This window comes from Pseudomonas sp. QS1027 (assembly GCF_002814235.1).
Lineage (GTDB): Bacteria > Pseudomonadota > Gammaproteobacteria > Pseudomonadales > Pseudomonadaceae > Aquipseudomonas.
In genome coordinates, this window is the sequence record NZ_PHSU01000017.1 from 56,214 (window position 1) to 78,240 (window position 22,027).

6 protein-coding genes and 1 pseudogene are annotated in these 22,027 nt (G+C 61.9%); 4 read left to right on the plus strand and 3 right to left on the minus strand.

What is annotated here, in order from left to right; genetic code table 11:
• Position 1 precedes the first annotated feature (1 nt).
• The 3 genes and pseudogenes from CWE01_RS16640 to CWE01_RS16650 form a co-directional block, all read right to left on the minus strand.
• Positions 2-334, minus strand: coding sequence for a TolC family protein (locus CWE01_RS16640; RefSeq protein WP_100941633.1), 333 nt, complete (start codon positions 332-334; stop codon positions 2-4).
• Positions 335-377: 43 nt separating this feature from the next.
• Positions 378-572 (minus strand): annotated as a pseudogene (locus CWE01_RS34330) (hypothetical protein); the annotation flags it as partial.
• A gap of 520 nt (positions 573-1,092) precedes the next feature.
• Positions 1,093-2,508 carry an amidase gene (locus CWE01_RS16650; protein WP_256579369.1) on the minus strand — a complete coding sequence of 472 codons (1,416 nt, stop codon included), beginning with the start codon at positions 2,506-2,508 and terminating at the stop codon, positions 1,093-1,095.
• Between the two features lie 422 nt (positions 2,509-2,930).
• On the opposite strand from CWE01_RS16650, the gene CWE01_RS16655 reads away from it, so the two are divergent.
• The 4 genes from CWE01_RS16655 to CWE01_RS16670 all read left to right on the plus strand — a co-directional run bounded on the left by CWE01_RS16655 (position 2,931) and on the right by CWE01_RS16670 (position 22,020).
• Entirely contained in the window at positions 2,931-3,881 is a 951-nt protein-coding gene (locus tag CWE01_RS16655; RefSeq protein WP_100941635.1) for a fatty acid desaturase, read from the plus strand.
• 64 nt (positions 3,882-3,945) lie between these two features.
• Complete coding sequence (locus CWE01_RS16660) at positions 3,946-9,225, plus strand: non-ribosomal peptide synthetase (RefSeq protein WP_100941636.1); 5,280 nt, start codon at positions 3,946-3,948, stop codon at positions 9,223-9,225.
• 164 nt (positions 9,226-9,389) lie between these two features.
• Positions 9,390-19,631 (plus strand): non-ribosomal peptide synthetase, encoded by a 10,242-nt coding sequence (locus CWE01_RS16665; RefSeq protein WP_100941637.1) that lies wholly within the window; start codon positions 9,390-9,392, stop codon positions 19,629-19,631.
• Between the two features lie 37 nt (positions 19,632-19,668).
• The gene (locus CWE01_RS16670) at positions 19,669-22,020 is read left to right on the plus strand and encodes a methyltransferase domain-containing protein (RefSeq protein WP_100941638.1); all 2,352 of its coding nucleotides are present in this window, start codon (positions 19,669-19,671) and stop codon (positions 22,018-22,020) included.
• Positions 22,021-22,027 lie beyond the last annotated feature (7 nt).

A 22,027-nucleotide genomic window follows, 5' to 3' on the forward strand; every position in this document is an offset into this window, starting at 1 on the left:
GTCATAACGTCGGATACAGGCTCCTCAAATCCAGACTGCCCAAACTCGATGCCAGTTGAATGCGCGCATTCTGCCACCCGGCCAAAGCGCTGATCTGTTGCTGCTCGGCGTTAGCCAGTGCCGTTTGGGTCGTGATGACCTCGAGGATCCCCGTCACGCCCTTCGCATAACGCGCCTGCGCCGCATCAAAGGCCTGGTTGGCACTGTCGAGAATTTCCTGGCTGGTCCGCACGTTCTGCGTGCCGACTTTCAACGTCTGATAGTCCGACCAGACGCTGGAGGCCACTTGCAACTCGGCATCGTTCAGACTGGCCGCCGAGTGGTGTCTGGGCAAGGCGACTGATCTGGCTCGTGGTGGAACGGGCCTTGAGCGTGACCTGCCGCGCCAGACGTACCAGCGTCAGGGCATCGATAGGCCGGGAAAGCCCCGACAGGTGCCTGAGACGTTCGGCGCTGACGGCGACACCCGAAAGTTGGGCGATGACGACGAGTGAGGCAATGCCACTGTCTTCACTTCCTGTGTGTTGTCGCGTTTCGGACGAAACGCTGCTCCCTGCGTTACGATCAGACATGTCAACTCAACGGCATTTACAAAAGAAGAAAGTACATCGCGCTATTACAGGCACGACAAACCAACCTTGGGAAGGCTAATACATCAAAAAGAGGTTGCAGCTAAAAATCAGACTTACCAAAACTTTAACTTGATACCAACTAAGGCAAGATATCAAAAAGCCATCAAAAGACTAGCACCTCTCACTACCAAGAAGAAGCACTGTTTTTACCCAGAAAACTTCACCGCTGGTCAAAAATTTCAGACCTCCGATTTGTATCAAAAACAAAACATTAAACTACCAATCGACACATTGAATGCGCTCTGCAGACTAAACAAACCATAGGTTCCGGTGGCTGCAGCCACTACTTCAATTAAGTCGACTGGTAACGTCAATCATACAATTGACTCAGATACCTGTACCTTGCATGTCTACAAAACGCTCCCGCAAACAAGAAACGCCTCTTGCTTTCTCCCCTCCTGATTCGGCAACTTCAAACCCGTTCAGCATTGGTTCAGCATCGCCTCATCGTGTGCGATCTTCACGACCCGTAGTCCCCGGCACCAGAAATCGCTCGCTGCCACCCCGCCAGCCTGCTCTCAAGCACTTTTGCCAGGGCCAGAATGCGCTCCTCTTTCCAGTGCGGCCCGACAATCTGAATACCAATCGGCAACCCAAGATCCGGATCGAAACCCACCGGTACCACCACCACCGGCGAACCGGACAGGCTGAAGGGAAACACATAGGAATAACGCGCACGCCCCTCCAACGACTCACCAGGTTTAAACGCAACATCCGGAAAAACCGGACACACCAACACATCATGCTCCCTGAAGAACCGGCTCAGACCACGGCGGAAGGTATTGATATACGCCAGGTCAGCCTTGAACTGGTCGACACTCAATTCCGTCTCCCGGCTCGCCCGCACCAGCCCTTCCAGGCAAGGTGACAGCTGTTCGCGCCCCAGACCGGGAAGGAACTTGTCCCAGGCCCTGCCCCCATCACCTCCGGACAGGAAGATATTCCACAGGCTGTCACAAGCCAGGTCCATGCCTTCCGGGCAAGCCTGGCTCACACTGCGGACAACCGGCTGCAGCAGTTCCGCGACCTTGTCCATCGCATAAAGAACAGAGGGCCTGACCGCCACGCCCGGCAGCTCATGAAACAGCGCAACCCGGATCTGGCCGATCTCCAGATCGTCCTCAAACGGCACATCGACCGTATCCGGATCATGACCATCGGACCCTGCGATCAGATAGCCCAATGTCTTGATGTCATCGACGTAACGGCCCATGACACCGTAAGCCGACGTCATATGAATCAACCCGGTGCCGTTGACCGGATACTGGCCGGTCAACGGCACCCGCCCCTGGGTCAGCTTGAGCCCGCAAACCCCGTTGAAATGCGCCGGTATGCGCAAGCTGCCACCGGCATCCGAACCCAGCCCGCCAGGACTGCAACCCGCAGCGATAGCGGCCGCCTCCCCTCCGCTGCTGCCCCCTGGGGTCCTGGAAAGATCGAAGGGATTGCGGGTGCGCCCATAGAGGAAGTTTTCCGTTTCAAAGGACATGCACAGCTCAGGCACATTGGTGATCCCCAGGATCAGCGCCCCAGCCTGGCGCAGCCGCTGAACCACCGTGGCATCGAACACACTGGCGGGACCATGCCACTCGGGCATGCCGCAGGACATCTTGAAGCCCTCGACATGACAGACATCCTTGATGGTGATGGGCACGCCGTGCAGTGGCCCCAACGGCAGCCTGGCCGCCACCCGGCGATCCGCCTCATCCGCCTGTTCGAGCAGTTTAGCCCTCTCCGGCTGCTGGACGATGGCATTGATCCGTTCATTGTTTTCGGCAATTCGGCCCAGATAAAACTCAACAAGTTGTCGACTGGTTGTTTCCCCCTTCGCAATAGCCTGCGCCATGCCGGGAATACTCAGCGAGTCAAAATCCATTATTAAAAACCCATTCCATTGAATGGGCTGCAGACTAAGGGAAAACGCTTTCGATTCGTAGCAGGTAAAGCGGATTTCCCGACAGTGCCATCACCGCGATCACCGCCACATGGAACAAGCCCCACGAGGACTGAGAATTTTTTCTCCGATTAACAGCACAAAAAAGAAAAATCCCTCCTGAAACGCCGCCGCAGACCGCGAAAAAAGCAAAAAACCTCTCACGGAGAAACAGATAATAGTTCCACAAAATTCGTCATCGACATGCCCCTCTTATCGATGCACCCATAAAAAACACAGGCTCGGCAAACCGAAGCTGCAACGGTACCCGGCTGGAACACACCTTCGCACAATACCGCCTTCCCTCAACCTGGTTCGCCCGGGAGAGCGTCATCCTGCAGAAGAACGTCACACAAGGAGTGGACATGCTTCAAAGCAAAGTATTCAGGTATTCCCATTGGGATATTGCATGTTGCCTGGTGATCCCTTTCCAGATCAGTGTTTACTCCCTACTGGCCTATAACTATCAATCCATGTCGCTGCTCGCCCTGCTCGGCATGATTCCCGTCCTGTTTGCCCTGTCCCTGCAGAACGCCGGGGCCAACCACAATCACTACCACACCCCGTTCTTTCGTATCCGCTGGATGAATACGCTGGTGCGCATGGGCTTCTCCATGACGGAAGCACCTAAAACCCCCTATAACATCGGCCACGGCATCCACCACGCCACGCATCAGTCATGGAATGACAAGTCCATCCTGGCGATCTTCGGCCTGAAACGCCCGCTCTCCAAACAGCTCATCAGCTTCGGCCTGTTCGTCTTCGAATCGGTGGGACTGAAGTACTTCACCTTGTTGGTCCTGCTGAAATACTGGCCCATCGAGCGCGTCGCGGCCCTGGCCTCACCGGATGATCCGGAGTTGGCGACCCGGGCGTTAAAGAAACTGCTGGAACCCTCGAAACTGAAGGCGGCGAAATACGACCTGGCGGCGTGGTTCCTGTTTCGCCTGGTGCTGTGCCTGATCGACTGGCAGTTTTTCTTCTTTTACTTCATCCCGGTCACCTACCTCATCGACACCCTGAGACAAGGGGAAAACTACTTCCAGCACTGGGGCGCCACCGATCCCTTCGACCCGAAACGCGACTCCGTCAGTTGTTATGGAAAACTCTACAACCTGCTGACCTTCAACCTGGGTTATCACCAGGAGCACCACTACAAGCCCGGCCTGCATTGGCTGAAACTTCCAGAACTGACCAAAGAGTTACCCAGCGACCGCCACACCGTGCCTTATTCGCACTACTTCAATTCGCCCTTGATGTTTCCAGAGCGTTCAGCCGAGCTCAGTAAAGAAAGCACGGCCGATGTTTCGTCCTGAAACTTTGCCGCCCAGCAGAACCCCGCTGCCGCCAACAACACCGCGAATTCTTTAGAGCCGTCAAATGAATAAGCCCACTACGCAACACTTTAATACTTTCCTGGAAGTTGTTCGGCACAGAGCGGCGCACAGCTCAGACAGTGCGGAACGTCTGGCCTTTACTTACCTGGCCGACGGCGAGTCGGTCAGCGACAGCCTGACCTTCGCTCAACTGGATCAAAAAGCCCGTAGCCTGGCGGCCCATCTGCAACGCCATACGCAACCCGGCGACCGGGTGCTGCTGGTGTATCCACCGTGCATGGAATACACCATTGCCTTTTATGCCTGCGTCTATGCCGGGGTCATTGCGGTTCCGGCGCTGTCGCCGGCCAATGCCAAGACACTGCCGCGCCTGCATCTGTTGGCGCAGGACTCGCAGCCGGCCCTCGCCCTGACGGTCGACACGGTATTGAACGGGCTCGAACGCATGGCCGCCGCCAGCGAGACCGACAACCCGCTGAAAGACCTCACCTGGCTGGCCAGCAACACCCTGGAGGATGCGAGTGCCCAGTGGCACTGCCCGCCGACCGTGGCCAGCGACATCGTGTTCCTGCAGTACACCTCGGGATCGACCGGCGCGCCGAAAGGGGTGATGGTCAGCCACGCCAACCTGCTGGCGAATGTCGAGCTGTCGAAACAGACCTACCGGATACGCGAACAGGATGTCTTCGTCTCCTGGCTACCGTCCCATCACGATTTCGGTCTGATCGGCGCGATCATCCTCCCGGTCTACATGGCCAGCCACTGCGTGCAGTTCCCTCCGGCAGCGTTTGTCATGCGCCCCTACCGCTGGTTGAAATTGATCTCCGACTACCGCGCGCGGATCACCGGCGGCCCCAATTTCGCCTTCCAGCTCTGCGTTCAGCGCATCACCGAGGAGCAGAAGCAATCCCTCGATCTCAGCTCCCTGGAAATTGCCGTCAACGGCGCGGAGCGTATCCGTCCGGCGACCCTGAAGTCGTTCGTCGAGGCGTTTTCCGACTGTGGCCTGCAACCTCACGCCATGGTCCCGGCCTACGGCATGGCCGAGTCCGTACTGTTGGTGACCGCCAATATGCAGACCCCTGTCGGACAGCTGCCACGTCTGCGCACGATCAGCAAAAGTGCCCTGGAGGGGGGCCAGGTCAAGCCTCAACTGCATGCTGCGGATGGGGTGGAGATCGTGGCCACGGGCACCGAGTTCACCAGCGATCACCAGGTCGGGATTTTCCATCCGCAACAAGCCGTGCGGCTGGCGGAGGAACAGGTGGGCGAAGTCTGGATCAGCGGTCCGTCGACCGCCCTGAGTTACTGGCAACGGGAAGAAGAGAGCCGCGTTTTCCATACCCGGGCCGAGGGTGAGGCCGAAGTCGAGGAGCGCCGCTGGTTCCGTACCGGCGACCTGGGCTTCATCAGTGACGGCGAGCTCTACATCACCGGCCGGCTCAAGGAGGTCATGATCTTCAGCGGCCGCAATATCTACCCCCAGGATGTCGAGATGACGGTCGAAGCCATCGACCCGGCCTTTCGCGCCAACGGCTGCGCCGCCTTCTCCATCGAGGACGGCGAGATCAGTCACCTGGTGATCGTGCAGGAGCTGGAGTCGCGCCAGGAGGTCGATACCGACAACCTGGTTGCCCGCCTGCGGGCCGAATTGGCCGACCGCCATGAAATCTTCGACCTGTCGGCCCTGCTGCTGGTCAAGACCGGCGCCATCCCCAGGACCTCCAGCGGCAAGATCCAGCGTGCACGCTGCCGGCAACTGTTCGAGGCCGCGGAACTGAAGGCGGCGTGGTCCTGGAGCCGGGACGACGAACCCCATCCGGCGGACGTTCAGGACGACCCGCGCCATGGGGAAATAGAGGCGCAGTTGTTGTCGATCTGGCAAACCACGCTGGATCGGGAGGATATTTCCAGTACCGACAGTTTCTTCCCGCTGGGCGGGCACTCACTGCTGGCCACGCAGATGATGATGGAGGTGCGCAAGCGCTTCAACGTTGAACTCCCGCTGAGCACCCTCTTCCACTCGCCGACCCTGCGTACCCTGGCGGCTGAAATCGCCGGTGCGAAAGCCCCATCGGGTCAATCCCTGCCGGCCATTGCCCGCTCGACCCGCCAAGGGCCTCCGCCACTGTCTTATGCGCAGCAACGCTTCTGGTTTCTCGACCAGTACCAACCGGACAATCCGTTCTATTCGCTGCCCCTGGCACTGACCATCGACGGTCCGCTGGACGTAGCGATTGTCCAGCAGGTCCTGAACCTGATGGTCGCCCGCCACGCGCCGTTGCGAACCCTGTTCAAGAGCGAAGGCGGCGTGCTCCAGCAGCAGATCCTGCCGACGCTGGAAGTCCCCGTGACCCGGGTCGACTTCAGTCAACTGGGCGACAACGCCGCGCCCGAAATCGCCGAGGCCATACGACAGGAGGCCTATCAGCCGTTCAACCTGGCACAAGGGCCGCTGATTCGCGCACGCCTGTTGCAAAGCGCTCCACAACGCCATGTCCTGCTGCTGACCCTGCACCATATTATTTGCGATGGCTGGTCGAGCAATGTGCTGCAAAGTGACTTCTCGACACTCTATGACGCCCTTGCGCAGGGTCACGCCTCCCCGCTGCCCGCGCTGCCCATCGAGTACGCCGACTACACCCTGTGGGAACAGCAGAACCTCACCGGCCCGTGGCTTGAAGAGCAACTGGCCTTCTGGCAGGCGCACCTGGCCAATGCCCCGACGTCACTGGATCTGCAGACCGACTTTCCACGTCATGAGAACACCCGCCAGGAAGGCGACGTACGCAAAATGGCGGTGCCGCAGCCCCTGGTCCGGCAGCTCGAAGCCTTCGCCCGAACGCATAACGCCACGCTGTTCATGGTCATGGTGACCGCCATGAATGTCCTGCTGCAGCGCATGACCGGCCAGGATGACCTGTGCATCGGCGTGATGTCGGCCAACCGTCCGGAGGGGACCGAAGGCCTGGTCGGCAACTTCATCAACGTGGTGCCTTTGCACAGCCATATCCATGGCGACGAGGACTTCAGCAGCCTGCTGAGCACTACGGCCCGGCAGTTGCTGGCAACGTACGACCGGCAGATTCCCTTTGAGTTGATCCTCAAGCACCTGGCCCCGCCCAGACAGACCAGCGGCACGCCTTACGCCCAGCTCGTGATGAATTTCCACAATGAAATTGCCGAGCCCAAACAGCGTCCGGGATTGCGCAAAAACAACGGCATCAGCCTCGCCGGCCATCACCCGAACACAGTCAACCACGCGGCCTTCGAGTTGAAAGTGGAAGTCCATGGGGCGGCGGAAAGCCTGGCCATCGCGTTCGAGTACAATAAGGCGCTGTACGCCCCCTCGACCATTGACCGGATGATGAATCACTTTCTCGTCCTGCTCGCCAATGCGACGGCCCAGCCACAGGTGCCGGTCAGAACCCTGCCCCTGCTGCAGGACGCCGAGCGACAACAGCTGACCAGCCAGTGGAACAACACCGACCGCGACTACCCCAGCGGACAAACCCTGCACGGGTTGTTCCAGCAACAGGTTGAACGCACCCCCGAGGCCATCGCCCTGGTCTTCGAGGAAGAGCAACTGAGCTACTCGCAGCTCAATGCCCAAGCCAACCAGCTGGCTCGTCATCTGCTCGACTACGGCGTCAAGCCCGACTCGCGGGTCGCCCTGTGCATCGAGCGCAGCCCACAGATGGTCATTGCGCTGTTGGCCATCCTCAAGGCTGGCGGCGCCTATGTGCCCCTGGATCCCGGCTATCCGGCCGAGCGCCTGGCGTACATGCTGGAAGACTCGAAACCTGAGGTGCTGGTCTCCCGGGAGAATATGCGGCACTGCCTGCCCGGGCATTCGGTGCCGACCCTCTGGCTGGATACCGAACAGCCAGGGATCGCCAGGCACTCACCGCACAACCTGAATATCGGCGATACCGATGGCCTGGCCTACTGCATCTACACCTCAGGTTCCACGGGTCGTCCGAAAGGCGTGATGAACGCCCATGGCGCCGTGGTCAACCGGTTGCAGTGGATGCAGGAGCAATACGAGTTATCCAGCAACGACCGTGTCTTGCAAAAGACCCCCTTCTCGTTCGATGTGTCGGTCTGGGAGTTCTTCTGGCCCCTGCTCCAGGGGGCCCGGCTGGTCATCTGCAAACCCGAGGGCCACAAGGACCCGGCCTATCTTCAGGCCATCATTCGCCAGCAAGGTGTGACCACCGCACACTTCGTGCCCTCGATGCTGCAAGCCTTCCTCCAGTCCGCAGCCGCGCCGTCCGCCGACTCGCTACGCCAGGTGTTCAGCAGTGGCGAAGCCCTGCCGGTGGCGGTGGCCAATGAATTCCTCGAGCGCCATCCGCAGACCCGGCTGCACAACCTCTACGGTCCGACCGAAGCGGCCGTGGATGTCACGTATTGGGAGTGCCTGCCCGGCTATCGCCACCCGCTCGTACCGATTGGCCGTCCCGTGGCCAACACCCGGCTGTACATCCTGGATGAGGCCCTGCAGCCCGTCCCCGTCGGGGTCATCGGCGATCTCTACATCGCCGGCGTGCAGCTTGCGCGAGGCTATCTCGGACGCCCCGACCTGACCGCCGAGCGCTTTATCCCGGACCCTTACGACAGCCACGGCCGGCGCATGTACCTCACCGGGGATCGCGGCCGCTACTTGCCATCGGGCGATATCCAGTACCTCGGACGCATCGATCATCAGATCAAGATCCGTGGTTTTCGCATCGAGCTGGGCGAGATCGAAAATGCCTTGCTGCAATGTCCATCCGTGCGCGAAGCCGTCGTCGTGCCCAGGGACGATGCTTTTGGCGGCCAGTGCCTGGTGGCCTACATCGCCTCCGGTAGCGGCGAAATCAACAGCACGGAGCTGCGCAAACAGCTCGGCAAAGTGCTGCCCGACTACATGCTGCCGAGTTTCTTCGTCGGCCTCGCGGCGCTGCCCCTGAGTGCCAACGGCAAGATCGATCGACAGGCGCTGCCGACCCACGGGCATCAGGCCCACGCACCGGCCGAGGAGTACCTGGCGCCGACCACCGCCACGGAAAAAACCCTGGTCGCCCTCTGGCAAGAGACGTTGAAGGTCCCGCGCATCGGCATCAACAGCAGCTTCTTCGAACTGGGCGGGCACTCGTTGCTGGCCACGCAGATTCTCGCCAGGACCCAGGAGATCTTCTCGGTCAGCCCGCCGCTGAAGCTGTTGTTCGAGTCGCCGACGATCGCGGCCATGGCGGTTTATGTGGACCAGGCGGCCCGAATGCCACGGGCGTCGGCACCGCCGATCAAGCGCCTGGCGCGAAACCAGACGGTTGAGTGAGCGCCCGACTCGCCCAGTGCCGATCACGGGTCGGCCCCCCCCCTTAAAAAGCATGCCCTAGTGCCCCAGTTCAGGATCGATTGTTCTCGATGCATGTCGCCACGCCAGGCGCCGCTTCCAGAACCGGGAAACCTCGAACAGGGAATAAAAAGAGAGTTTGAGTCATGTCAGCCGATCAATTCAGTACCTCCTTTGCTCAACAACGCCTGTGGTTTCTTGAGCAATATGAACCCGGCACGGGCCTGTACAACATTCCGGCGGCCTGCCGGATCAAGGGCGGGCTGCGGCTCGACGTCCTGGAGCGCAGCCTCAACGCCATCATCCAGCGGCATGAAGCGCTACGCACCACGTTCGCCGTGGACAACGACCTGCCCGTGCAAGTGGTCGCCCGCAAGGCCGCGTTGCAGATCAAGCCTGTCCAACTGGCGGCACTCCTGGCACAGAACATCACACTGCAACAGTTCATGGATGAAGAAGCGGCCAAGCCCTTCGACCTGACAAGCGCCCCGCTGATCCGCGCCACGGCCATCGAAGTCCAGCCAGACGAACATATTCTGCTGCTGACCCTGCACCATATCGTTGCCGATGGCTGGTCCATGGCGGTGTTGTTGAACGAGCTGAGCCGTCTCTACAACGCCGAATTGCACGCCGTCGCGGCGGACCTGCAAGAGCTGGAAGTGCATTACGCCGACTACGCCGTCTGGCAACGGGAATGGCTGCAGGACGAGGTGCTGCAACCACAACTGGACTACTGGGAAACCCAGCTCAAGGATGCACCGAGCGTCCTCGAACTGCCGACCGACCGTCCCCGCCCGGCCCGGCTCGATTACGCCGGCAACCGCGTCTATTTCAGCCTTCCCGCCGAGTTGGCGACACAACTCCAGCAACTCAGCCAGCGTCACCACACGACCCTGTTCACCACGCTGATCTGCGCCTTCAACACGCTGCTGTTCCGCCTGGGCAATCAGCCCGACATCAGCGTCGGTTACCCGGTGGCCAATCGCAATCGCGCGGAAATCCAGCCGCTGATCGGCTTCTTCGTCAACACCCTGGTGCTGCGCAGCCAGATGCGCGCGGAGCAACCCTTTGCCGACTACCTGCAACAGGCCCAATCGACCTTGCTCGATTCGGACCTGAACCAGGACATCCCGTTCGAACGATTGGTCGAGGCGCTGCGCCCTGCCCGGGAGCTCAACCACTCACCGATCTTCCAGGTCCTGTTTTCCTTCTTCAACCAGGACGTGGCCGAGGCCTTGACACTCAGCGGAACGACCGCCAGCGCACTGGCGCAAAACAGCCGCTTCGCGAAGTTCGACCTGTCCCTCGAAATGAACACCAGCCAGGGCCTGCTGGGGGGCTTCTTCGAATACCGGACCGCACTCTATGACCAGGCCACCATCGAGCGCCTGAGCGGCTACTACCGCGTATTGCTGGAGTCCATCGTCGCCGACACCAACACCCGTATCGGCGACCTCGAACTGTTGCCCCAGGAAGAGCGGCTGTCCCGACTGGCGCCAGCGGCAACCTCCAATTACCTGCTCAGCGACGATCAATGCGTGCATGACCTGTTCCTGGCCCAGGCGCAACTGACCCCCGACGCGCCCGCCATCCTCTGCGCCGGACAACAGGTCAGCTACCGCCAGCTTGAGCAGCAGGCACGGGCCATCGCGGCACGGCTGGTGGCGCTGGGCGCGGGTCCCGAGACCTGCGTGGCGGTCTGCCTCGACCGCTCGATCACCATGGTCGCAGCCTTGCTCGGTACCTGGATGGCCGGCGCGACCTATGTGCCGATGGACCCCGGCTACCCCCATGCCCGCCTGCTGCACATGCTCCAGGATTCCCGTGCGCAGGTATTGCTCAGCGAGCGTCCGTACGCCGAGGCGTTCAGCGACGAAGCGCTCCACATTGTCCTGCTCGACAACGCTGAACCCGAGACTCTCTCCTCCGCTATCCGCTACCCCGTCGCCGCCCTGAACACGGCCTATGTGATTTACACCTCGGGCTCCACCGGCTTGCCGAAGGGCGTCCAGGTGCCGCACCGGGCGGTCGTCAACTTCCTGCGCTCGATGACGGCGCAGCCCGGCATCACGGCCCAGGACCGGCTGCTGGCAGTCACCTCGATTTCGTTCGATATCAGCGTCCTCGAACTTTTCCTGCCGCTGATCAATGGCGCCAGCCTGGTCCTGGCAGAACGCGAAGCGGCCGCCGACGGGCAGGCATTGATCAAGCTGGCCATCCACCAGGATGTCACCCTGATCCAGGCCACCCCCTCGACCTATTGGCTGATGCTTGAAGCCGGCTGGCCCAGCACCCTGGCGCTCAAGGTGCTCTGCGGTGGCGAAGCCCTGGCACCGGCCCTGGCGCACAAGCTGCTGCAACGCAGCGAGTCGCTGTGGAATATGTACGGGCCGACCGAAACCACCATCTGGTCGGCCATCAGCCGCGTGACAGACGACACCAGTTCCATTGGCCGCCCGATTGCCAATACCGTGCTGCGTGTCCTTGATGGAAACGCCCGCCTGTGTGCCATCGGCAGTCCGGGCGAGCTGCATATCGGCGGCGAAGGCGTCACCCGGGGTTACCTCAATCGGGCGGACCTGACCGCCGAGAAGTTCGTGCCCGATCCCTATGGATCGGCGTCGGGAGAACGTCTTTACAAGACCGGCGACCTGGTCAGGTGGCTGCCCAACGGTGAAATCGAATTCCTCGGACGCATCGATCACCAGGTCAAGGTGCGCGGCTTCCGTATCGAACTGGGGGAAATCGAAACCCAACTGGTCAGCTACCCCGATGTGCGCCAGGGCGTGGTGATCGTTCGGGAAGATCAGCCGGGCGAGCAGCAGATCGTGGCTTACCTGCTGGTCGGCGAGCAGTATTCGGCCGATTCGGCGCAACTGCGCCAACACCTCGCACAGACCCTGCCGGGGTACATGATTCCGAATCACTTCGTGGTCCTTGAGCAACTGCCCCTCACCCCCAACGGCAAAATCGACCGCAAGCGCTTGCCGGCCCCCAGCGTAACGCCACAAAGCGCACACGGCGCTCTTCCCGGCACGGCCATGGAAAAGGCCGTGGCTGACATCTGGCAACAAGTGCTCAAGCTGGAAAACATCGGCATCACCGATAACTTCTTCGAACTGGGCGGCCACTCGATACTCGCCACCCAGGTGGTCTCCCGGCTGCGCAAGACCCTGCAGGTCGAGCTCTCGGTACGCGCACTGTTTGAAGCGCCGACCATTGCGCAACTGATCGCCCACCTGGGCTCGGAGACGGCTCGACAGACTCCGCCGATCGTCCCGTATTCGCTGCCGGAAAAACCCCAGCCGCTGTCATTTGCCCAGGAACGCCTGTATTTCCTGAATCATTTCGAGCCGGCCAGCGCGGCCTACAACATTCCGCTGGCCCTTGAACTGAACGGGCGGCTGGAGATTGCGCCGCTGCACAAGGCCCTGGATGAACTGATCCGCCGCCATGAGTCCCTGCGCACCACCTTCACCCTCGACGAGGACGGAAAGCCACAAGCCCGGGTTCATCCCGAAGCCCTGGGTCAACTGGTCCATAGCGATCTGCGTCATCACTCGACGCCGCTTTTGCTCGCCCAGGCCCGGGCCAATGCCGAGGCGCAACAGCTGTTTTCCCTGGAGCTGGGTCCGTTGCTACGGGCCTCGCTGCTGCAGGTCGCCGACCAGCAACATGTCCTGCTGTTGACCCTGCATCACATCATCGGCGATGGTTGGTCGGTCGCCGTGCTCGCCCGTGAAGTCATGGCCCTCTACCAGGCCTTCACCCAGGGTCAGCCCTCGCCGCTGCCGCCCCTGGAAATCCAGTACAGCGACTATGCCTTCTGGCAACGACAGTGGCAGGCGCCCTTCGAATTCGATTCACAGGTCGCCTACTGGTCCCGGCACCTGGCCCAGGCCCCGACCACCCTGGAGCTGCCGACCGATCGGCCGCGCCCGGCGATCCAGACCTACCGTGGCCAGGTCATCAGCCGCGCGCTGGACAAGACGCTGTCCGCCCGGATCGATGCGTTGAGCCAGACCCTCGGCGCCACGCCGTTCATGACCCTGCTGGCGCTGTTCAATGTGCTGTTGAACCGCTACAGCGGCCAGCAGGACATCGTGATCGGCACCCCGATCGCCAATCGAACCCGTCCCGAGGTCGAGCCGCTGATCGGCCTGTTCGTCAACACCCTGGCCCTGCGTACCCGTCTGGAGGGCAACCCGACCTTCAGCGAACTGCTGGAGCAGGTTCGCGACACCACCCTCAACGCCTACGCCCATCAGGAACTGCCGTTCGAGAAAGTCGTCGAGGCCCTGGCCATCCCCCGGGACATGAGTCGCTCACCGCTGTTCCAGGTGCTGTTCATCCTGCAGAACACCCCACTCGAGGCACTGGTCCTGCCGGGCCTGGAGATCGGCCACTTTGCCGTCGAGTCGAGCACCGCCAAGTTCGACCTGAGCCTGGAACTGACCCCGTCGGCCCAGGGTTACCAGATGCGCTGGGAATACAACTGCGACCTCTTCGACGCCGACACCCTCGAACGCATGGCCAGCCACTTCGAAACCCTGGCCCGTTCGGCGGTGGACAACGCACAACAGCCGATCCAACGCTTGCCGATGATCACCGTGGAGGAAAAGCAACGCATCCTCCACGACTGGAACGCAACGCAGCGCGACTATCGTCCACTGGCGGTGCATCAGCTCTTCACCGAAATGAGCGAGCAATGTGCCAGCTTGCCCGCGGTGGTATTCGGCAGCGAGTCGATGACCTACCAGCAACTGGAGGCGCGCTCCAACCAGTTCGCCCACTACTTGCAGCGCTCGGGCGTCCGCCCGGGCACCCTGGTGGGGATCTGCCTGGAACGCTCGATGCACGTGCCCGTGGCGATTCTCGCTATCCTCAAGGCCGGTGCCGTGTGCGTGCCCATGGACCCGAGCTATCCGACCGAACGCCTGCGCTTCATGGCCCAGGATGCCCGCGCCGACCTGATCGTCACCCAGACCGACCTGCGCCCCCGTGTCGAAGGGTGCAGCAACACCATCGTCTGCATGGACCAGTGCGCCAGCGCCTGGGATGAGCCGTCGGTAAATCCGGCCAAGCCGCAGAACCTGCTGGACCTGTGTTACGTCATCTACACCTCGGGCTCGACCGGCCAACCCAAGGGCGCGGCCCTGACCCACGAAATGCTGACCAACCTGGTCCAGTGGCAACTCACCGAATCACGCCTGGGCCAGGGCGACAACACGCTGCAGTTCTCGCCGCTGAGTTTCGACGTCAGCTTCGACGAGTTCTTCTCCACCTGGGCCAGCGGCGGCACGCTGGTCATGGTCAGCGAAGAAACCCGCCGCGACCCGGTACTGCTGCTGGCGCTTATCCAGCAACAGGACATCGCCCGCCTGTTTATCCCTTTCGTGGCCCTGCAAGGCATCGCCGATGCCGCCCGGGACCTCGATCAGTTGGCCTGCCTGAAGGAGATCGTCTGCGGCGGGGAGCAACTGCAAGTCACCCAGGAAGTCGTCGAGCTGTTCCAGAAGTTGCCTGATGGCCTGTTGCACAACCAGTACGGCCCGACGGAATCGCACTTCGTCACCGGCTACCGGCTCAGTGGCGACGCCACGCAATGGCCGGCGCTGCCGCCTATCGGCAAACCACTGTTCAACTCGCAGATGTACGTCCTCGACGCCAGCCTGGAGCCGGTTCCCGTCGGGGTCCGAGGTGACCTCTACATTGCCGGTATTCACCTGGCCCGCTGCTACTGGGAACGCCCGGACATTACCGCCGAGCGCTTCGTGCCCAACCCCCACGGCTTCACGCCGGGGGCACGGATGTACAAGACCGGTGACGTCGCGCGCTACCTGCCCGACGGCAATATCGAATACCTGGGGCGCTCGGACCATCAGGTCAAGATTCGCGGTTTCCGTATCGAACTGGCCGAGGTCGAGCAGGCGCTGATGGCCCTGGAGACGGTGGCCAGCGCGGCCGCGGTGGTCAGGGAAGATCGTCCGGGGCTGAAAAAGCTGGTGGGCTACCTGGTCGCCAAAGGCGATTGCGCCCTGGTGATCGCGGACATCAAGGAGCATCTGAAACGGACGCTGCCGGACTATATGGTGCCGACCGCCTTCGTCATCCTCGAATCCTTGCCCCTGACCCCCAGCGGCAAGGTCGACAAGCGCTCCTTGCCGCAGCCGGAGGCCGACGCCCTCGAAGACCACTATGTCGCCCCCCGCAGCGACAGTGAAAGGCAGCTCGCCACGATCTGGGCGAATGTCCTGAACCTGCCCCGGGTCGGTATCACCGATGACTTCTTCGAACTCGGCGGGCACTCCCTGCTCGCCACCCAGGTGGTCTCGCGCATTCGCAAGCAACTGAATGTCGACCTGGCCCTGCGCACCCTGTTTGAAGCGCCGACGATCGAACAACTGCTGCCGCGCCTGAATACAAGCCCCGCCGCGGCCCTGCCGGCCATCGTCGCCGCCGGCAGCGGAGCGGGTGTGAAAGCTGCGTCCTTTGCCCAGGAACGTCTGTTCTTCCTGAACCGCCTGGATCGTTCGAGTAGCGCCTACAACATTCCCCTGGCCCTGGAACTGCGCGGCCCGCTGGACGTGTCGGTGCTGCAACACTGCCTGGACGAATTGATCCAGCGCCACGAGCCCCTGCGCACGACCTTTGCCCTGGAAGAAGACGGTCAGGTGGTGAGCTTCGTTCACCCGCAGGTGCCCGACACCCTGATCTATACCGATCTGCGCCATGCCCCGCAGCCGCTGTCACTGGCCCGGGATCAGGCACGCAGGGACGCCCGGCACCTGTTCTCCCTGGAGGACGGCCCACTGCTGCGGGTTTCGCTGCTGCGGGTCGCCGACCAGCACCATATCCTGCTGTTTACCGTGCATCACATCGTTGCCGATGGCTGGTCGATCGCCGTGCTCACCCGTGAAGTCATGGCCCTCTACCAGGCCTTCGCGACGGGCCAGGCATCACCCCTGCCGCCCCTGGAGATCCAGTACAGCGACTACGCCCTCTGGCAACGGGAAACCCAGGCACCGAGCGTATTCGCGGCACAGACCGGTTACTGGCGTCAGCAACTGGCCCAGGCCCCCACCAGCCTCGAGCTGCCAACCGACCGACCGCGCCCGGCGATCCAGACCTATCGCGGCGAAGTGATCAGCCGGACGTTGGACCCGGTCCTGTCCCGGCAGATCGACAGCTTGAGCCAGAGCCTCGGCGCGACGCCGTTCATGACCCTGCTGGCCCTGTTCAACCTGCTGTTGAGCCGCCACAGCGGTCAACACGACATCGTCGTCGGCACGCCCATCGCCAATCGGACCCGTGCCGAAGTCGAGCCCTTGATCGGCCTGTTCGTCAACACCCTGGCCCTGCGCACGCGCCTCGAGGGCAACCCGACCTTCCGCCAGTTGCTGGAACAGGTCAGGAACACCACCCTCGGCGCCTACGCCCACCAGGACCTGCCATTCGAAAAAGTCGTCGAGGCCCTGGATGTTCCCCGGGACATGAGCCGCTCGCCGCTGTTCCAGGTGATGTTCGTCCTGCAGAACACCGCACCCGAGGCCTTGCAACTGCCCGGATTGGCTATCGGCGCTTTCGACATTGGCGCCACGACGGCCAAGTTCGACCTGAGCCTGGAGCTGACACCGTCGGCCCAGGGCTATCAGTTGCGCTGGGAATACAACTGCGACCTCTTCGACGCCGCCACCCTCGAACGCCTGGCCACACAGTTTCAAACCCTGGCGGAATCGGTCGTCGGCGACTGCGAGAAAACCATCACGACCCTGGACCTGCTGTCAGCCTCGGAAAAAACCCGGATCCTCGAACAGTGGAACGCAACCGAGGTGAATTTCCCTCCCGTGGCGGCCCTGCACCAGCTGTTCGAACAACAGGTCGAGCAAACCCCGAATGCCATCGCGGTCAGCTTTGAAGGACAACACCTCAGCTATCGGCAACTCAACGAGAAAGCCAACCAACTGGCCCATCACCTGATTCAACAGGGTGTGCGGCCGGACGATCTGATCGCGATCTGCATCGAACGCAGCTTCGAGATGACCATCGGCCTGCTGGGGATCCTGAAAGCCGGCGGCGCCTATGTGCCGATCGATCCGCACTACCCCGACGAGCGCATTGCCTACATGCTCGAAGATGCCGCGCCGGTCATGACCCTGACGCAACGGAGCCTGTCCGAACGGGCCGTGCTGCGCAATACCGACAGCCTGTGCCTGGACGCGGACGCGGCGCTGTTTACACGCCACCCGAAAACCAACCCCGAGCGCTCGATAGACCCGGCCGGCCTGGCCTACTGCATCTACACCTCGGGCTCGACGGGCAAACCGAAAGGCTCATTGAACAGCCACCAGGCGATCATCAACCGCATCCTGTGGATGCAGGACACCTACTCGCTGGACGCCACGGACCGGGTGCTGCAAAAGACCCCGTTTGCGTTCGACGTATCGGTCTGGGAGTTTTTCTGGCCGCTGTCCGTGGGCGCTCGCCTGCTGCTGGCCAAACCCGAAGGGCACAAGGACCCGGGCTATCTGGAAGCCCTGATCGAACGCGAGGGCGTGACCACCGCGCACTTCGTCCCCTCGATGCTCAGCGCCTACATGGCCTGCACCCAGGCCAGTCATAGCCACTCTCTGCGCCGGGTGTTCAGCAGTGGCGAGGCGCTTTCCACCTCGGTGCAGAACGCTTTCTTCAAGCGGTACCCGGCAACGCAACTGCACAATCTGTATGGCCCGACCGAGGCCGCCATCGACGTCACCCATTGGCATTGCCAGCCCGATGACACCAGCCATGCCGTGCCGATAGGCCGGCCCGTCGCGAACACCCGGACCTATATTCTTGACGAGGCGCTGCAACCCGTTCCCATCGGTGTGACCGGCAATCTCTACCTGGCCGGCGTGCAACTGTCCCGGGGCTACCTGAAGCGTGCGGACCTGACCGCCGAGCGGTTCCTGCCCGACCCCCACGGCACACCGGGCAGCCGCATGTACATGACCGGCGATACCGCCCGTTACCGCCCCAGCGGCGATATCGAATACCTGGGCCGCAACGACCAGCAGATCAAGCTGCGCGGCTTCCGGGTCGAGCTGGGCGAGATTGAAATGCAGCTGTGCGCCCACCCGCGGATCAGTCAGGCCGTCGTCAGCGTGAACGCCAGCGAAGCGGACAACCCGACCCTCACGGCGTACCTGGTAGCCGTTGCCGGAGCGCAGCCGAGTACCGCCGAGCTGAGAACCTTCCTGGCCCAGACGCTGCCCAGCCACATGGCGGATGTCTCATTCCAGTTCCTCGACCAGCTGCCATTGACCTCGAACGGCAAGGTCGACCGGCGCGGACTGCCCCAGCCGGTCACCACGGCCCTGGAACCCGTTGCTCCACGACTCGCCCCGAGCACGCCACTGGAAAAAAGCGTGGCCGCTATCTGGATGCGCACGCTGAAGCTTGAGGTGATCGGCCTGAACGACAACTTCTTCCACAAGGGCGGGCACTCGCTGCTGGCGATGAAAATGATCGACCAGGTCAACCGCGAACTGGGACTCGCGGCCTCCGTACGCGACGTCTTCGAGTCGGCGGACCTGGGCACCTTCATCGAGACCATCAGCCAGGGACTCGGCGAACGCAACTCGACCCGTATCAGGCTCAAGGAAGGGACGCACAAACACCTCTTCCTGGTGCATGCCGTCGGCGGCGTGGTATCGCCCTATATCAAGCTTTCCCAGCTGTTGCCCGACGATTTGAGCGTGCATGCCTTCCAGGCCAAGGGCCTCGAAGGCGCTGCCCGGGCCATCGAAACCGTGGAAGAACTGGCCGTGACCTACATCGAGGAGATGCTCCAGGTTCAACCCGAGGGTCCGTACTTGCTGGGTGGCTGGTCGATGGGTGGAGTGATTGCCTTCGAGATGGCCCGCCAACTTGAAATGCGCGACCTGCAAGTGCGCCGGCTGTTGCTGGTCGATGCCCCTGCACCGGGCCGTCCGGCACAGGCGCAGACCTGGCCGCTGGGTGCCTACCTGATGGACATGGCCCACTCGCTTTCCCTGAGCCTGCCGTTCTCGGCCAGCGAGATGAGCGAATTGATCGAGCATCCGGACCGGGACCTTCTGGCCATCGCCGCCGCGCGGCGGATCGGCTTGATCCCGGACAGCCTGGACGACCCGCAACTGATGCGCCGACTGAAGGTCTTCCAGGCCAACCAGCAGGCCCTGGACGCCTACCTCCCTGAAACCGGGATCAACAGCAACCTGACGTTACTGCACACAGAAGAAAGTGCCGAACTTCGCGAGCGGTGGCAGCCATGGTGCGAGCAGTCGTTTATCGCCCACGCCTTGAAGGCCGACCACTACAGCATTCTCGAAGCTGCCACGCCCTATATCTGCAAGTTCTTCAATTAAAAACCGAACAAACAAGATGGTTTGATAAGGAAATTCCATGACCAACTTCAACACTGATGTCTACACCCCGGCACGAGTGCAACGCGCTTCGGCAACCATGGCCCATGGTTTGAGCGAAGTCGCCCACCCGACCCCGCTGTTCCTGGAAACCCCTTACAGCGAACTCTGGAGTCGGCACTTCGGTTCCGCGGTCGTCAGCCTGTCGATCACGGCGGACGTCGCGCTGCTCGCCGTTGCCTGTAAGAACCGCCACCTGACGGTGCTGTCCCGTGACGGCGAGTTGCACTGGTCCCATCGGTTTGCCGATGACGTCACCGCCACGGCGATCGCTTCCACGCATCACGTCGCGGTGGGTACCCAGCGGCCCCTGGATGGGACCGGCACGGCCTATCTCTTCGATGCCCACGGCAAGGAACTGTTCAACGCCGTCCTGGAGTCGCCGGTCTACAGCGTCACTCTCTCGGCTGATGGTGCGCGCCTGACCATCCTCTGCAAAAACCAGACGCGCCACATCGTCACGCGGGTGGAAAACACCTATCAGTTCAGCCAGACCCGCGACCCGCATCCGCAAGACTCGGGCCATAGCGATCGCTTGTTGGCGTTCAAGGACCGTGTGCTCAGCGGGCAGGAGCAATACGCCCGGACTTCCAGCGTCGCGCTCTCCCAGGGCGGCACCGCGGCCATCGGCTCGCTGGACGGCAAGATCCATCTGCTCAACCACCACGGCAAACCGCTCTGGTCCCGGCAAGTGGATGGCGAGGTCTGGGCGTTGGCCATTTCGGAAAACGGCTCGATCATTGTTTCAGGCTGCACCGACGGCACCGTCAAACTGCTCGCCAACCACGCCCACGATGCCTACAACGAACATATCAGCGTCCTGCAATCCAGCGCCGAGCGCCTGGACAGTGTCGCGGAACAACGTTTCGCGGTCAGCGAAACCCTCGCCAGCCTGAGCCAGACGGGCCTCACCGAATATGCCGTGAACTGGCTGAATGAAGGCTCGTTGAAGCTGGGCCAGGAGCACCTGGAAGAGCTCGTCATCAAGCTGCTCAGCGAAGACGTGCAACTCTTTCCCAAGCACTACACCAGCCATTTCCTCCTGGCCCAGGCTCACCAGCAGCGCCAGGAATGGCACCAGGCCGCGCGGCACTTCACCTGGGCCGGCCAGGATGAACGGATGAAACTGAAGAGCTTCACTCTCGCCGGAGAAAGCTTTCTCAAGGCCGGCCTGCCGTTCGCGGCCAAGTCCGCGTTCCGTCGGGCACGGGAACTGACCGTCACCGAAGAGGCGAAAAAAACCCTCTACACCCTGGGCCGCATCCATGAGGAACAAGGTTCCATCACCGAAGCCCAGAAGTACTACGAGGTGGTGTTTACCCTCAACCCCAATTACCTGGATGTCTGCGCCAGGCTGCAGAACCTCAACAACCAGCCTTCAGTGCTCACGGCCCAGACCGGCGCCGAAGACAAGGACTGGTATGGCAGCCTGATCCTCGAACTGCTCAGCCCGGTCTCGCAGCGCGGTTTCGACCTTGCCCAGCAAGACACCACCGCGCACCCGCGGACCACGGAGCTGACGTCGGTGGCCGAGCACCGCCAGCGCCTGCTGTCGATCATTGCCGAGTTCGCCCTGGACAGCGTCGACAAGGTCGCCGATGCCAAGCTCGACTACGACGTGGCCGCGTATATGCGCTATGACTGTTCCGTCCCTGAAGACGAGGCGAAAAAATCCCTGGAACTGGTCAACATGCTCGACTGCATCAAGCACTACGGTCCGTTCGGCAAAAGCCTGGATATCGGCGCCGCCACCGGCCGCTACCCGACCCTGCTGGCCCAGCAAGGCATCCAGGCCTTTGGCGTCGACCTCGAACCCATGGCGGTGGAATACGCCCGGCAGAAAAGCAACGGCGCACTCAACCCCAACTTCCACCAGGGCGACGCCCGGGCCCTGCCGTTCGAGAGCACCCAGTTCGACCTCATCACCTGCATGATGGGCACCGCGGCACACTTCCCCCGGGAAGACTTCCCCACCGTCATGTCGGAAATCCATCGCTGCCTGGTGCCCGGCGGGTTCTGCGTCATCTCGACCTGGGACATCGAATGCCCGCACCTGACCTACCTCTCCATCTACTCCCACGAACAGAAGGAGTTGATGCGCCAGAACGCCATCAGCCGCGCCGACGTCAGCCGGATTGCCGCCGCGCAAGGCTTTGTCGTCGAGGAAATCAGGGGCGTGGGCCTGTTCCCGGAATCCCTGGGTTATGAACTCGACCTGCAACAGGACGGCCCGGACCGCATCAGGAATCTGCTGGATATGGACCTGGCCTTCAAGGCCAAATTTCCAGACCTGCACGGCCAGATGTACATGCTGATTATCAGAAAAATCTAACGACCAC